Source organism: Roseateles agri (assembly GCF_034043675.1).
Classification (GTDB): domain Bacteria; phylum Pseudomonadota; class Gammaproteobacteria; order Burkholderiales; family Burkholderiaceae_C; genus KK5.
In genome coordinates this window covers 508,969-524,295 of sequence record NZ_JAXCLA010000002.1, presented here as the reverse complement: position 1 = coordinate 524,295, position 15,327 = coordinate 508,969, and the positions used below count along the sequence as shown (strand labels likewise).

General features: G+C 69.1%; 7 protein-coding genes. 5 read left to right on the top strand and 2 right to left on the bottom strand.

The features are described 5' to 3' along the window. The first annotated feature begins 28 nt into the window (after window positions 1–28). From SNE35_RS06525 to SNE35_RS06510, 4 genes are read left to right on the top strand one after another with little or no spacing between them, the layout of a single operon-like run. Window positions 29–2,197: a formylglycine-generating enzyme family protein gene (locus SNE35_RS06525; RefSeq protein WP_320422054.1), complete on the top strand. Its 2,169-nt coding sequence runs from the start codon at window positions 29–31 to the stop codon at window positions 2,195–2,197. Then, on the top strand, window positions 2,194–4,773 hold the full coding sequence (locus tag SNE35_RS06520) for a ThuA domain-containing protein (RefSeq protein WP_320422053.1): 2,580 nt from the start codon (window positions 2,194–2,196) through the stop codon (window positions 4,771–4,773). Before SNE35_RS06525 ends, SNE35_RS06520 begins: the two co-directional genes overlap by 4 nt. Next, window positions 4,773–6,614 (top strand): glycoside hydrolase family 127 protein, encoded by a 1,842-nt coding sequence (locus tag SNE35_RS06515; RefSeq protein ID WP_320422052.1) that lies wholly within the window; start codon window positions 4,773–4,775, stop codon window positions 6,612–6,614. Before SNE35_RS06520 ends, SNE35_RS06515 begins: the two co-directional genes overlap by 1 nt. A gap of 5 nt (window positions 6,615–6,619) precedes the next feature. After that, window positions 6,620–7,810 (top strand): CaiB/BaiF CoA transferase family protein, encoded by a 1,191-nt coding sequence (locus tag SNE35_RS06510; protein WP_431312721.1) that lies wholly within the window; start codon window positions 6,620–6,622, stop codon window positions 7,808–7,810. A gap of 15 nt (window positions 7,811–7,825) precedes the next feature. Here SNE35_RS06510 and SNE35_RS06505 read toward each other — a convergent pair whose 3' ends face one another. Together SNE35_RS06505 and SNE35_RS06500 are read right to left on the bottom strand one after the other, a co-directional pair. Next, complete coding sequence (locus SNE35_RS06505; RefSeq protein ID WP_320422050.1) at window positions 7,826–8,581, bottom strand: substrate-binding periplasmic protein; 756 nt, start codon at window positions 8,579–8,581, stop codon at window positions 7,826–7,828. 20 nt (window positions 8,582–8,601) lie between these two features. Next, window positions 8,602–11,976 (bottom strand): response regulator, encoded by a 3,375-nt coding sequence (locus SNE35_RS06500; protein WP_320422049.1) that lies wholly within the window; start codon window positions 11,974–11,976, stop codon window positions 8,602–8,604. A 594-nt stretch (window positions 11,977–12,570) separates the two neighbouring features. On the opposite strand from SNE35_RS06500, the gene SNE35_RS06495 reads away from it, so the two are divergent. Further along, on the top strand, window positions 12,571–15,327 hold the full coding sequence (locus tag SNE35_RS06495) for an alpha/beta hydrolase domain-containing protein (protein WP_320422048.1): 2,757 nt from the start codon (window positions 12,571–12,573) through the stop codon (window positions 15,325–15,327).

Here is a 15,327-nt window from a genome sequence, read left to right as displayed (position 1 = left end):
CACTCCCCGCAAGACTTTCCTGCATGCCATGACTGACCATATCGTCCCGCCCGGCGACGACGAACGCGGCCCGCTGAAGACCGAGTTCCGCTTCTCGCACGTCACCACCGGCCGCTACCTGCCCACACCCGGCAAGGCGCCCGGCTGGCCCTTCGCCGACATCGGCCACTGGAAGATGGACGCCAAGGGCACGGCGGAGGACTGGGTGCGCGAGCTGCTCGACTGGCGCCGCGAGCACCTGATCCGCATCGGCTACGACGACGTGAACTACCGCCGCCCCGAGCTGCAGTGGGCGCAGCGCAACTTCGTCCACGTGCAGATGATGGTGGAGGACCGCTACTTCTACGACCCGGTGAAGGGCGAGTACACGGTCGACCGCTATCTGGACGACCTCGAGGCCCGCTTCGGCGGTGTCGACTCGGTGCTGATCTGGTACGTCTACCCGAACATCGGCGTGGACGACCGCAACCAGACCGACCTGGCCCACGACTTGCCCGGCGGCCTGGCCGGGCTCAAGAGTGCGGTGGACGCCTTCCACAAGCGCGGCGTCAAGGTCTTCCTGCCCACCAAGCCCTGGGACAACGGCACGCGGCCGCAGGGCCAGCGCGACTGGGACGCGATCGCGCAGATCGTCAAGGCGGTCGGTGCCGACGGCATCAATGGCGACACCTACAACGGCGTGCCGCGCGCCTTCTTCGATGCCTGCGACGCACTGGGCTGCCCGGTCGTGCTGCAGCCCGAGTCGACGATCTCGTCCGAAGAGCAACTGATCTGGAACGTGCAGAGCTGGGGCAAGAAGGTGCCCGACAGCGTGATCCCCTCGGTCGCGAAGTGGAAGTGGCTGGAGCCGCGCCACATGATCAACTACGAGAACCGCTGGGGCCGCGACCGCACGAACGACCTGCAGTACATCTTCTTCAACGGCGTCGGCTACAACGCCTGGGAAAACATCTGGGGCATCTGGAACCAGTTCACCCCGCGCGATGCCGAGACGCTGCGCCGCATCGCCGCGCTGCAGCGCTTCTTCCCCGCGCTGATGGTCAGCATGGATTGGCGGCCCTATGCGCCGACGCTGCAGGCCGGCGTGTTCGCCAGCAGCTTCCCCGGTGACGACGGCACGGTGCTGTGGACGCTGGTGAACCGGCACGAGTCCGAGATCGAGGGCGAGCAACTGGCCGTCGAGCACGTCGAGGGAATGCGTTACTTCGACGCCTGGAACGGCACCGAGCTGCAGCCGCGCGTGATCGCCGGCCTGGCGATGCTGAACTTCACCCTGGAGCCGCGCGGCTACGGCGCGGTGCTGGCCACGCGCACGCCGCCCGCCGGGCTGGATGGCTACCTGGCCCGCGCCGCCGGCTGGGCCAGGACGCCGCTGCAGAGCCTGTCGAACGTCTGGCGCGCGATTCCGCAGCGCCTGGTTCCTATCGAGAACACCAAGCCGCAGCCCGTCGCGCCGCTGGGCATGGTGACGGTGCCGGCCGCGGAGTTCGACTTCGCCGTCGGTGGTGTCGAGATCGAAGGCTTCGTCTGGGACGGCGTGGACGTGCAGTACCCCTGGGAAAGCAGCCCGCGCCGCGGCCACCGCCGCCGCCTGCAGGTCCCGGCCTTCCACATCGACGTGCATCCGGTCACCAACGCCGAGTTCAAGCGCTTCATCGACGCCAGCGGCTACGCGCCGCGCGACGCACACAACTTCCTGCGCCACTGGGTCGCCGGCATGCCACCGACCGGCTGGGCCGACAAGCCCGTCACCTGGGTGAGCCTGGAGGATGCCCGCGCCTACGCCGCCTGGGCCGGCAAGCGCCTGCCGCGCGAGTGGGAATGGCAGTACGCCGCGCAGGGCAGCGACGGTCGCCTCTACCCCTGGGGCAACGCCTGGGACACGCAGGCCGTGCCCGCGCCGAACCGCAGCCGCACGATGCGTGCGCCGGCCGACGTCGGCACCCATCCGCGCGGCGCCAGCCCCTTCGGCGTGCAGGACCTGGTCGGCAGCGTCTGGCAGTGGACCGACGAGTACGAGGACGAGCACACCCGCGCCGCCATCCTGCGCGGCGGCAGCAGCTACCAGCCGCAGACCTCGCACTGGTACTTCCCGCAGGCCTACCGCAACGACCAGCACGGCAAGCTGCTGCTGATGGCACCCGCCAAGGATCGCTCGGCGGGCATCGGCTTCCGCTGCGTGGTGGACAAGGCGTGAGTCTTGTCGCCGCTATGGCCGCCGCGAGCATCCTGTTGATTGCCGGCAGCGGCCATGAAGGTCCGGGTCGGCATGAATACGCGGCAGGCGCGGCGCAGATTGCTGGCTGGCTGAAGGACGCGCTGCCGCAGGCGGACGTGCGCGTCAGCCAGGGCTGGCCGGTGGACCTGGGCACGGCATCGACGCTGGTGCTCTACCTCGATGGGGCCGAGGCTCATCCGTTGAACGATGCGGCGAAGCGGCGTGCGTTCGAGGCCGCGATGCGGCGGGGCGTCGGCGTCGTGGCCTTGCATCAGGCATCGACCGGCGACGACGCATTGCAGCCCTGGCTCGGCGCCGTGCGGCCCGGCCTGTTCGACCGCACGACCGAGATGACCGTACTGCGGCCCGCCGGCGATTCGCCGTTGACGCGCAGCCTGCGGCCGATCGAAGTGCTCGACGAGTTCTATCCGACCTTGAAGCTCGCGCCCGGTGCGATGCCGGTGCTCAGCGCCGCGCTGCATCCGCAGTACCGCGATGGCAAGGCGGTGCTGTCGAACGAGGCCGAACAGCGCACCGTGGCGTGGACCTATCAACGCCCCGACGGCGGCCGCTCTTTCGGCTACACCGGCGCGCATTTCCTGTCCTCGCTGGCGCCTCTGCGGCCGGTGCTGATCAATGCCATCGCCTGGACGGCCGGCCTCGACGTACCGCCGCGCGCCGACGTCACCACCTTCCACCACGATGCCCAGCGCAGCGGCTGGTTCGCCAACGAGACGGCGTTGACGCCTTCCGCCGTCGCATCCAGCTTCGGCCAGCTCTGGCAGTCGCCGCAGCTCGCTTCCTTCGACGGCCAGGACGCACGGCTCTACGCCTCGCCGCTGTACCTCGAAGACCTGCAGCTGACGGCCGGCGAGCTTCGCGGCCAGAGCTTCGCCACGGTGATCGCCGCCACCAGCAATGGCGACGTCTACGCGATCAACGCGCGCAAGCAGGGCGACATCGCACCCGGCCGCATCCTGTGGCGCACGCACCTGGCCGACCCCTGCCGCCTGCAGCCCGCGCCGCTGGACGGCGTGCCGACCGGCATCCTCTCCACGCCGGTGATCGACGCCGCGCGCGGGCGCCTCTACGTCACCGCCTGCGAGACCACGCAGCGCTGGCAGGCCTATGCGCTGGACCTGGGCAGCGGCGCCGTGCAGGCCGGCTGGCCGGTGCGGCTGGACGAGAAGCGGCTCAATGAGGTCAACCGCAACGCTGGCCCCGCGCCGGTGCCGCCGACGCGCAAGTTCGACTTCCGCGTGCAGCGCGGCGCGCTGAACCTGAGCCCGGACGGCACGCGCCTGTATGTGGCCTTCGGCGAGACCGAGACCGGCTGGCTTGCCGCCGTTGATACGAGCGAGCCGCGCGTGGACAGCGCCTTCGCCGCCGTGGCGATGCCACACCGTGGCAGCGGCGGCATCTGGGGCGCGGGCGGGCCGGCGGTCGATGCGGACGGTGCTGTCTACGCCGTCACCGGCAGCGGCTTCGATGGCTACAAGGACCAGCCGAACGATTGGACGCAATCGGTGCTGAAGCTGGACCGCGGTCTGAACCTGCTCGGCACGTACACGCCGTTCAACCACTGCGTCACCGCCAAGAACGACATCGACCTCGGCTCCGGCGGTGTCGCGCTGCTGCCCGGCTCGAGCTTGCTGACCGTCGGCGGCAAGCAGGGCAATGTCTACCTGCTGGATCGCGAGCACCTGCCCGGCCGGCTGGATCGCCGCCCGGCCTGCAGCGGCGATGCGGCCAGCGACGCCTCGCTGCACGACGGCCGCGGGCCGCTGAATGTGTTCGGCCCGTACTCCGAGGTGGACGCCGCACTGGACCTGGCGCGCGCCCGCTCGGTGCCGGCCACCTTCCGCGCGCCGGACGGCAGCTTGCAGATCGTGGCCAGCGGTACCAGCAAGGCGGCGGCTGGTTCGTCGGACAGCGTCGCGCCCTCGCTGGTGCGGCTGAGCGTCGTGGCGAAGCAGTTGAAGCCGGCCGCCCGCGCGATGGACCTGGTGTTCCAGAACCCCGGCTCGCCTATCGTCAGCAGCCGGCCCGACGGCAGCGAGGCGATCGCCTGGGTGCTGGACGAGAACGCCCGCCGCTCGGCACCGCTGAACGGGCCGAACGCACCCGCGCCGGTGCTGCATGCGGTCGACGCGATGACGATGAAGCCGCTGTGGCACAGCGCGCCGGGAGAGCTGGCGGCCAGCGGCAAGTACAACGAGCCGATCGTCGTGCGCGGCCAGGTGATCGTCGGCACGGACCGCATCCAAGCCTTCGGTTTTGGCGGTTCGCGCGCAGCCGTGCCCATAACGCCCAAAGCGAGCGCAGCCGTCGTCGCGGCCGACGATGGTCGCCCGGTGGACGGCGCCGCCGTCTACCAACAGCGTTGCGCCGCCTGCCACGACGCGCCAGCCGGCAGCATCCCGTCGAAAAGCTGGATCGCCTCGCGTGGCCGCGAGCGCATCGTCGAGGCGCTGAGCCGCGGTGCGATGCAGGTGCAGGCTGCGGGCCTCAGCGCCCGCGAGATCGAGGCCGTCGCCGGCTACCTCCACCCATGATGATCAAGACCGAACTCGGCGGCCTGCTCGGCCGCGCCCTCGAAGCCAACCGCCGCGGGCGGCTCTCCACCTTCATCACCGGCCCGCAGAGCCCGGCCATCGCCATCTTCGACCCGGCGCGCGTGATGCAGAACCTTGAGGGCGACTGGTACGGCGAGCACGCCGGCAAGTGGCTGTCCGCGGCCGCCCGTGCCTTCGCGCGCACGCAAGACCTGATCCTCGGCGAGAACCTGCGGCGCGTGGCCGCCTACCTGATCGGCCGCCAGGATGCCGACGGCTACCTCGGCACCTATGCGCCGGAGCGCCGCTTCACCGTGCCGCAACCGCCCAGGCCGCTGAGCTGGAACGGCGAGCCCGCGCTGCGCACCTGGGACATCTGGACCCACGCCTACCTGATGCTCGGCCTCCTGGAGCTGCACCGCGCGATGCCCGAGCCGGGCTACCTCGATGCCGCCAGGCGCATCGGCGACCTGTGCTGGCGCACGCTGGTGCAGGGCGGGCTGAACATCACGACGATGGGCAACCACCACGGCATGTCGGCCACGGTGCTGCTGGACCCGGCCGCCGACCTGTACCTGGCCACCGGCGAGCCGCGCTACCTGGAGCTGGCCGAGGCCATCCTGGCGCAAGCCAATGCGCACCCCGAGCTGGCGCTGCTGACGAAGGCGCTGGCCGGCACCGATGCGGCCGAGATCGCCACCGGCAAGGCCTACCAGCTGGCCTGGAACCTGGTGGGCCTGGCCAAGCTGCACAAGGCCACCGGCCGTGCCGAGCTGAAGCGCGCGATCGAAGGCCTGTGGGCCAATATCCGCGAGCATCACCTGAGCCTCGGCGGCGGCCCGTTCGGCGGCGTGGCGAACCGTTCGCGCGAGGTGTTCAACGCACGTGGCAGCTTCGAGCCGCAGGCCTACATCGAGACCTGCTCGACCCTGGCCTGGATCCAACTGAACCGCGAGCTGCTGGCCATCACCGGCGAGGCCCGGTACGCCGAGGAGATCGAACGCAGCGCCTACAACGACCTGCTGGGCGCGCTGGCGCCCAATGGCGAGGACTGGTGCTACTACTCCTTCGCCAACGGCAAGCGAGTCCACACGACCTACTGGCGCTGCTGCAAGAGCAGCGGCGCGATGGCGCTGGAGGAACTGCCACCGCTGGCGTACGCAGTGACGCCGGCCGGCGCGCTGGCGGTGAACCTGTACGGCCCGTCCTGCGTCGCGGCTACGCTGCCCGGCGCGGGGCTCGTGAAGATCGAGCAGCACACGCGCTACCCGTTCGCCGGCCTTGTGTGCCTGCGCATCGCGGACGTTGAACGCGACGGGGCCAAGTTCGCGCTGCAACTGCGCGTGCCCTCGTGGGCCGAGGGCGCGCGGCTGAAGCTGAACGGCGAGCTGAGCGCCGTCGAGCTGAAACCGGGCGAGCATGCGCAGATCGAACGCAGCTGGCGCAAGGGCGATGAGCTGTGCCTGGAGCTGCCGATGGCGATCCGCACGCACCGGCGCGTCCACCAGAACACGCAGGAATCGCGCGCGCCGGACGGCTCGCCGGTCGCGCAGCAGGTGCTCTACCACGCCTGGCTGGCGCTGACGCGCGGCCCGCTGGTCTACGCGACGCCGCTGATCGACGGCTTCAAGACCGAGGAGACCATCCGTCTTCCGGAGGTTGCCGACTGGCTCAGCGAACTGCCCGCCGCACCCGATGCCGAAGGCCCCGAGATCGAGATGCGCCTGGGCTACCGCGCGCCGCTGAAGTTTTCGCCGTACTACCGCACGGGAGGCCGAGAGGACGGCGCCTGGCGGTTGACCTGGCTCTCACTAGCCCCTGAAGAGGCTCCGAAGTCATGACCATGATGAAGAAGACCGCTGTCCACGAAGGCCCGCTGGCCGGCATCCGCGTGCTGGACCTGAGCGCCTACATCGCCGGCCCCTACGGCTGCACCTTGCTGGCCGACCAGGGCGCCGAGGTGCTGAAGATCGAGTCGCCCGATGGCGACAACCTGCGCAACTACCCGTCCACCCTCGTCAACGAGAGCCGTGCCTTCCTGGGCGTGAACCGCAGCAAGCGCGGCCTGGTGCTGGACCTGAAAAAGCCGGAAGGCCTGGCCCTGCTGATGCGCCTGGTGCGCGAGGCTGACGTGCTGGTGCACAACTTCCGCCCCAGCGTGCCCAAGCGCCTGGGCATCGACTTCGACACGCTCAGCGCGATCAACCCGCGGCTGATCTACTGCGCCGTCACCGGCTACGGCGAAGCCGGCCCGATGAAGGACAAGGCCGGCTACGACCAGGTGCTGCAGACGATGACCGGCATGTGCGCCTTCCAGGGCAAGCCGGGCCATGCGCCGGAGATCCTCTACGGTTCGGTGGTCGACTACTACGCCGCGGCCCTGCTGGCCGGCGGCGTGGCCTCGGCGCTGTACGAGCGCGAGAAGAGCGGCCTCGGCCAGTCGGTGGGCGTGTCGCTGCTGCGCAGCGCGCTGACGATGCAGTCCGCGCGGCTCGTCTGGGCCGATGGCGAGCCGCTCGACGTTGGCCGTGACATGCGCTCCGGCGGCGTCACTGGCATCCATCCGACGAAGCAGGGCCACCTCTACATCTCGGCCAACACCGCGCGCTTCTGGACCTCGCTGTGCGAGAAGATCGGCCTGCCCGAACTGGCCGCCGACGAGCGCTACGACACGGTCAAGAAGCGCGCCCAGCACGCCGCGGAACTGGTGCCCCGCCTGCATGAGGCCCTGCGCCAGCGCAGCGCGCTCGAATGGGAAGCACTGTTCGGCGACGAGGTGCCTTGTGCCGCCTCGCGGCGGATCGAGGAAATGTTCGACCATCCGCAGGTCCAGGCCGAAGGCATGATCGCGACGATGGCCCACCCGGTGCTGGGCAGCTACCGCGGCCTCACCCGCGCGATCAAGTTCGCCCGCACGCCGGGCCCCGCGCCCTTCGCCGCGCCCACGCCGGGCCAGCATGCTGCTGAGGTGCTGGCCGAGCTGGGCTGCGATGCGGCCGAGCAGCGGGCGCTGCGCGCCGCGGGCGCGCTCGGCTGAGCCTGCGCTGGCGACTCAGCGCGCGCCGTGCGGGCAGCCGGCGCCGATCGTCACGCCGTGCGTGATCTTCTGGTAGCGGCCGTCGGCCTTGAGCTTGGCCAGGCCCTGTGAGAAGCGCGTGGCCAGTTGCTGGCCCTCCGCGGTGTTCTGGAAGGCGTAGTACACGTCCTGCCGCGAGACCGGCAGCTTGGGGTCGTACTGCATCTGCGCCGTCAGCCCCAGCTTCTCGAAGGCCTGCAAGCCGGTCTTCTCGTCCAGCACGAAGGCGTCCAGATGGCCGGCGATCAGCTTGCGGATATTGGCTTCGTCGGACAGCGCGGCCTCGACCGTGTAGCTCTTGTTGTCGGTGACGTCGCGCGCATACGGATAGCCCCGCGTGATGCCCACGCGCTTGCCCGCGAGATCGCCGATTGACTTCAGGAAGGGCGCCCCCTTGCGGGTGAAGACGAAGTCCTCCTTGCAGTCCAGCGATTCGGCCGTCCGCGTGATGTGCTGGCCCGGCGAGAAATTGACGTCCAGCGCCGGGAACATGCCGGCGAACTTGCCTTCCGCGTAGTCGTGCGCGGCGCGCGGCGGCGGCATGACCTTGATCGTGATGTCGGTGTCCGTGACCTTGGCGATCTCGCGCGTCAGCTCGATGAACAGGCCCTTCGTCTCGCTCTCCACGTGCATCGGGATCGGGAAGGTGACGATGTCGACGCCCGCGTGTGCGGTCGGCATTGCGGCCGACATCGCGCCCAGCATGCCCAGGGGTAGAAGCCATTTGCGCATCGCGTGTCCTCCAAAGGGGTCTACCGATATTGCACAGCTTCCGGCTGCACATCGTTCCAGGATCGCATGATCTGCTGTGCTTCGGCGAAATCGAAGGCCGCCACGCTGGCGCGCAGCGCGGCGAGGGTCGGGCCCATGGCCGGCGCGAGCATCGCGGCGTGCGCCTCCAGGTAGCCCAGTGCCTCGGGGTTGTCGTCTTCGAACAGGCGGGTCAGTTCGGCCATAACCGGGTCCAGCTGGTCCTGGTCCGCCTGCGGGGCGGGCGCGAGTTCCGCCGGCTGGGGCGCCGCGGCGTCGAAGAAACGGTCCAGGCCGGCGATCAAGGCCGCCAGCGGCTGCTCCAGCGCCCGCAGCATCGGCGCCAGCGTCTCGGCGCCCGTTGGGGCCACGACGGCCCTCTCCACCGCCTGGGCGAGCGGCACCAGGCCACGGGCGCCGATATTGCCGCAGACGCCCCGCGCGGAATGCGCGAGACGTTCCGCCAGGGCGATATCGCCGCGGGCGAGCGCATCGGCGATGTCGGCCGTCAGGTTGCGCTGCGTGTTGACGAAGCGCCTGAGCAACGACAGGTAGAGCGTTCGGTTGCCCGACACCCGCGACAGGCCCTCCGTGCAGTTCAGCCCGTTCAGCTGGGGCAAGGCCGGCGCATCGGCGGGCGTCGCCGTGCTTGACGGCCGCGGCGCGGCATCCGGTGGCGCTTCCCCCGTCCGTTCAACGGGGCGCACCCAGGTGTTCAGCGCCGTCCACAGCCGCCGGGGCTCGATGGGCTTGGTCACGAAGTCCTGCATGCCCGCCGCCAGGCAACGCTCCACGTCGCGCTGCAGCGCATTGGCGGTCATGGCCACGATGGGCATCTTGTCGAACCGCGACTGCCGGCGGATCAGCTCCGTGGCGCAGATGCCATCCATCACCGGCATCTGCATGTCCATCAGCACGACGTCGAACTCGGCGCTGTCCAGCCGGTCCAGTGCCGCCTGGCCGTCATCGGCGACCTCGACGACGAAGCCCGCGCTGCGCAGCATCTCGCAGGCCACCTCCTGGTTGATCTCGTTGTCTTCGACGAGCAGGACGCGGGCGCCCGCCAGGGCCCGGACCTGCTCTACGTCGTCGCCGGTGTCCGTGTCGTCGTCCGGCACGTGCTGCCAGCGATGGCGCAGGCGCATCAGTTCGTCATGGAAGCGGCTGGCGTCCACCGGCGCCTGCAGCGCGCCGTCGAAGGGCTCGGGGACTTCATCTCCATCCGGCCCCATCACCAGCACGGCCGGCCAGTCATGGGCATCGGCCGGGCGCTGCAGCTTGGCCCGCAGCGATTCGTCGCAGAGCGACTGATCGACGACCACCACGGCGTAGTCCTCCAGGTGATCGTCCGGCCGCTGCGCCCACTCCCAGGCCAGCCCCAGGTTGCGCGTCCAGAACGGCATCTCCGCATGGGCCTGCGGCGCGAGCAGCAGCAGCCGGTCGGGCGGCGGCTCGCCGGCCTGCGCCGTGCGTTCCGGAATGCCCAGCATGGCCGTGAACCAGAAGCGGCTGCCCACGTCGGGGCTGGACTGGATGCCCACCGTGCCGCCCATCAGGCCCGCCAGGCGCTTGGCGATCGCCAGGCCCAGGCCCGTGCCGCCGTACTTGCGGGTGATCGAGGCGTCCACCTGCGAGAAGCTCTGGAACAGGCGGCCCTGCTGCTCCTGGCTCATGCCGATGCCGGTGTCGACCACGGTGCAGCGGATCGCGACATGGCTGCTGGTCTGCGTCTCGCCGCGCACGACCACGGTGATGCGCCCCTGCTCGGTGAACTTGATCGCGTTGTTGCAGTAGTTGATCAGGATCTGCCGGAAACGCAGCGGATCGCCGACCAGCACCTTGGGCACGCTGGCGTCCACGTCCACGACGAACTGCAGGCCCTTGGCCTGGACCTTCTCGGCCATCATGTCGGCGATGTCCTGCAGCAATTGGTCGATCGAGAACTCGACCGCTTCGATGTCCAGCTTGCCGGCCTCGATCTTCGAGAAATCCAGGATGTCGTTGATGATGCCCAGCAGGTGGTCGCCCGAGGCCCGGATCTTCTTCATGTGATCGCGCTGGCGCAGGTCCAGCTCGGTCTTGAGCATCATGCGGCTCAGGCCCAGGATGCCGTTCATCGGCGTGCGGATCTCGTGGCTCATATTGGCCAGGAAATCCGACTTGGCCTGCGCCGCGGACTCCGCAGCCTCGCGCGCCTCGCGCAGTTCGGTCACGTCGTAGAACCAGCCCAGCGAACATTCCTTGCCGCCATAGGTCAGCCGGACCACGGACACCATGGCCCAGATCGACTGGCCGTGGGCATCCCGCAGCTCCAGCATCCGCGGCGCGCTGGCGCGCTGCTCGCTTTCGAGCTCGACCGAGATCCTGTCGAAATCGGCGGCATGGCGGTAGATGTCGTTGGCGTAGCCGTCGTCGCCCGACATCTGGAACATGTCGTGGAAGCGCGCGTTGGCGAAGACCATCTTCTTGTCCGCCCAGCCCACGATGCGCACCGCGATCGGGCTGTTCTCGAGGATGTGGCGCAGCTCCTGCTCCCGTCTCGCCAGGGCCTCGGCGCGTGCGCCCGATTCCTGCACCGTGGCGCGCAGCTCGGCGGTGCGGCTGGCCACCGTGGCCTCCAGCGTCTGGTTGGCCTGGTTGAGCGAGGCCTTGGATTGCAGCAGGCGGCCCCAGACCTCGTTGAATGTGCTCACCAGCAGGCCCAGTTCGTCCCGGTCGGGGTAGTCGATGGGCCGGTGGTGGTCGGCGTCGCCGTCCATGTCGAGGCGGGCGATGGAGGCGGCCAGGCCCGTCAGCGGCCGGGTGAGCCGGCGCTTGACGACGAGGTAGACCGCCACCCACAGGCCCGTGCCCACCAGCAGGCCGTTCAGGGCCATCGCGATCAGGCTGGTCTTCAGGCGGTCGGAGATCACGGAGAAGGCCGTGTAGACCGTGACCTGCCCGATCAGCGCATCGGGCTCGTCCCTGTCCAGCCCGCGCAGGGGGATGACGAAGACCTCCGGCCGCTTCCAGAAGGGCAAGGTCGACGTGTCCTGCGTGGGGACCTTGCCCTCGCGGATCAGCAGCGAGCCGTCCACCCGCGTTACCGAGACACCACTGGCCACCGTGAACCGCGTCAGCCCCTTGGTCAGGGTCTGCGCCATCGGGTCGTCGAAGTTCCACAGCGCCTGCTGGAACCCGGGCGTGAACGAATACTGGAGGTTCTCCAGGTCCCGGGTAATGCTCTCCCGCACCGCGCGGTACTCCAGCGTCGCCTGCACCCCGGCGGCCAGCAGTACCAGCACGGCGTACCACGTGAACACGCGTCGCAACAGTTGGCCGGACAGAGAAACCATGTGCGGAGCGGCGCCGGGCGGGCCGGGGTAGGTTGTTGCCATTATGTCAACGCCGTCACGGCCGTGGGACGGCGTTGCACCACCTGCTTCGAGGTACGGACGAGGCTGCATTCGCGTCGGTTCGGCGGAGCCTCGGGCTGCGGGCGGAAGCGTCCACTCCATGTCCCCCGCCCGCTTCGCGGGCTCCCCCTTTACTTCCGTGGCCGCCTCCGCCCACATCCCGAGGCGAACGACCGCTGGTTTTGCTCGGCGAAGCAGTGGTGGTGGGCGCTCCAATTCGCAAAGCATTGCAAAGCCACGCAAAGACGTGTTCTTCCGACTCGACCGGGCACGCCGAAATCGACCGCGTTGGCGTGTTCATCGGCCTTCTGGGCGATTGGCGTATCGAAGTCGGGCGGAATCTTCGCAATCGTTACGGGCCTTGAAATGATCGTTGCGGCACGTTGATTGATGCTGCTTCGGGCCCGCTCCTAAGCTCCGCGCACACCGGCGTCCAGCGGTGTCGCTCGGCCTCGTGAGAGGTCGGCGAGACACGGTATCGACTTTCCAAGAAGACAGGCAGGGAGAACAACAAAGGCTGCCTTGGTCCTGGTTCTGAACAGGCGCGACGGCCTTCAACACAGTACAGGAGACAACGTGGGAATTCCGTTCAAAGTGCGTGCGGCCGCAACGACATCGCCGCAGTCATCCCGAGGACCCGTTCGTTCATGGCTGGCCGGCATCGCGCTGGGCCTGGGCTTGTGTTGTGCGGCACCGGTGGCCTTCGCCGCCGACCCGTCGCCCCAGTTCACGCTCAGCGAGATCATTCCGGCCAGCGGCGACGGGCAGTTCACGATCACCAACAACAGCAGCAGCTTCGAGGTGACGGCGCTGCTGGTCACCGGGCTCGGTGCCTACGCCGGCACGGACCGCCCGGGCTGGAGCGCCGAGGCCTTCTTCTTCGGCACCGACGACCTGAACTGCCAGGGCAACTCGGGCTACAGCTTCGGCACCGGCTTCTGCTATGCGCTGACCGACAGCAGCGCGGGCAAGGGCATCGCAGCGGGAAGCTCGCAAACCTTCAGCTTCGACCCGAGCTTCACCGACCCGACCCTGCCGCAGTCCTTCGTCGTGGAGCTGACCGACGCGCAGGGCAACCACCTGGCCTGCATGGGCAGCACCTTGGCGGGCTGCGATGCGCCGCTGGTCTCCAGCGTGCCTGAGCCTTCGTCGCGCAGCATGCTCGTCGTGGCGCTGGTGCTGCTGGCTTTCTTCTTTCGAGGCAAAAGTGGGCCGAAGTTCAGGCTCCTCGCCCTGTTCGGTACCCTGCTGGGCTGGGGCGCGGCGAGCCAGGCGGCGGTGACGCAGGTCGTGATCGATTCGTCGAGCGCGGTCAATGGGGCGCCGATCCCGTACACCGCCTACAAGGGGCGGATCTTCGGCGAGCTTGACCCGGCCGACGTGCACAACGCGATCATCCAGGACATCCAGCTGGCGCCGCTCAATGCGCACGGCAAGGTGCCCTATGTCTCGACGTTTCAGCTCACGGCGCCGACCGACGTGACGCAGGCCAGCGGCCTGATGTTCTACGAGGTGTCCAACCGCGGCGGCAACGCGATCCCGGGCGCGGGTTCGATCGTTGCCGGTGCCGTCTACCTGGAGTCCGGCTGGCAGGGCGACCTGCTGTCGAGCTGCACGACGGCCTATCCCTGCACCAACCTCAACGCGCCGTACACCGGCAGCAGCCAGGTCATCCAGGTGCCGGTGGCCGTCAACAAGGACGGCACGGCGATCACCGGCCAGGTCTACGGCCACATCGCCAACGCTACCGGCTCGACGGCGCAGATGGTGATCTACAACACCGCCGTGCCCTACAAGCCCAACAGCATGACGGACCCGACCCAGTCCACGCTGTGGAGCCTGGCCTCGCAGACGACGACCGGCGTGGACGGCCCGAAGACGCCGCTGACCCTGGGTGTCGACTGGGCCTGGGCCGATTGCCGCACCGTGCCGTTTCCCGGCACGCCGGACCCGACCCGCGTGTGCCTGAGGAACGGCTTCAATTCCAACCTGCTCTACGAGATGGTCTTCACCGCGGTGAACCCGCTGGTGCTGGGCGTGGGCTACGCGGCGGCGCGGGACGCGATCTCGTTCTTCCGCCACAGTGCGGCCGATTCGACCGGTACGGCCAACCCGGTGGCGAACCGCATCACCAAGGCCATCAGCGTGGGCTCCTCGCAGTCGGCCTCCTTCATCCGCGGCTCGATCTTCTACGGCTTCAACCAGGACGAGTCGGGCAACAAGGTCGTGGACGGCGCCTGGGCGCAGATCGACGGCCGGATGCTGTTCATGAACACGCGCTTCGCGCTGCCGGACGTGATCACCAACCTCTACATGATGGGTGACGAAGCGCCGGTCTGGTGGGCGGACTACCCGGACCGCGCGCGCAACCTGCCGGCCAAGGGCATCCTCACCCGCTGCAACGCCACCAACACCTGCCCGGCCGTGATGGAGACCTTCGGCTCGCTGGAGATGTACGCCGAGAAGATGTCGCCCGACCTGGTCGGCTACACGGCCCAGGAAGACATCCCGCTGCCCCCGAACGTCTACCGCTACTACAGCCCGGGCGTGACCCACGGCGGCGGTGGCGGCGGCTTCACCTACAACGCCGCCCCGAGCGTGTCGGGCAGCTGCATCTACCCGTCCAACCCGAACCCGTCCTCGGACACCTACAACGCGCTGCAGGACGACTTCATCGACTTCATCATGAACGGCACGGCGATGCCGCCCAGCGTCTATCCGAAGCTGAGCCAGGGCCAACTGGTGGAGGCGACGCAGGCCAGCGTCGGCTTCCCGAACATCCCGGGCTACCCGTACGGCGGCGACAAGCTCTGGCCGGCGATGTCCTATGACTTCGGGCCCGGCGTCGACTACTCGAACCAGTCCGGCATCATGAGCATCCAGCCGCCGACGGTGAAGGCCGTGCTGCCCACGCTCGTGCCGCGCGTGAACACCGACGGCAACGAGCAGGTGGGCGTGCCGTCGGTCAACCTGCAGGCGCCGCTGGGCACCTACTCGGGCTGGAACATCACGAAGTCCGGCATCTACGCGGGCCAGCAGTGCACGCTCTCGGGGTCCTACTGGCCGTTCGCGGCGACCAAGGCGACGCGGGTGGCCAACAGCGATCCGCGGCCCTCGCTGGAGGAGCGCTACGGCACGCACGCGGGCTTCGTCTGCGCCGTGACGGCCGCGGCCACCAAGGCCGTGAACCAGCGCTTCCTGCGTGCGTCGGCCAAGACCTCGCTGGTCAGCAGCGCCTCGGCTTCCAACGTGTTGACGACGGGTTTCACGCCGACCGCCTCGGACACGGCGCTCGGCAACTTCGTCTGCACGATGGCCGCGCAGGTGCATTGA

Excerpts from the sequence above, each read along its gene's own strand:
- SNE35_RS06525 (WP_320422054.1), top strand. The coding sequence starts at position 29 with ATGACTGACCATATCGTCCCGCCCGGCGACGACGAACGCGGCCCGCTG.
- SNE35_RS06510 (WP_431312721.1), top strand. The coding sequence starts at position 6,620 with ATGAAGAAGACCGCTGTCCACGAAGGCCCGCTGGCCGGCATCCGCGTG.
- SNE35_RS06505 (WP_320422050.1), bottom strand. The coding sequence starts at position 8,581 with ATGCGCAAATGGCTTCTACCCCTGGGCATGCTGGGCGCGATGTCGGCC.
- SNE35_RS06515 (WP_320422052.1), top strand. The coding sequence starts at position 4,773 with ATGATCAAGACCGAACTCGGCGGCCTGCTCGGCCGCGCCCTCGAAGCC.
- SNE35_RS06500 (WP_320422049.1), bottom strand. The coding sequence starts at position 11,976 with ATGGCAACAACCTACCCCGGCCCGCCCGGCGCCGCTCCGCACATGGTT.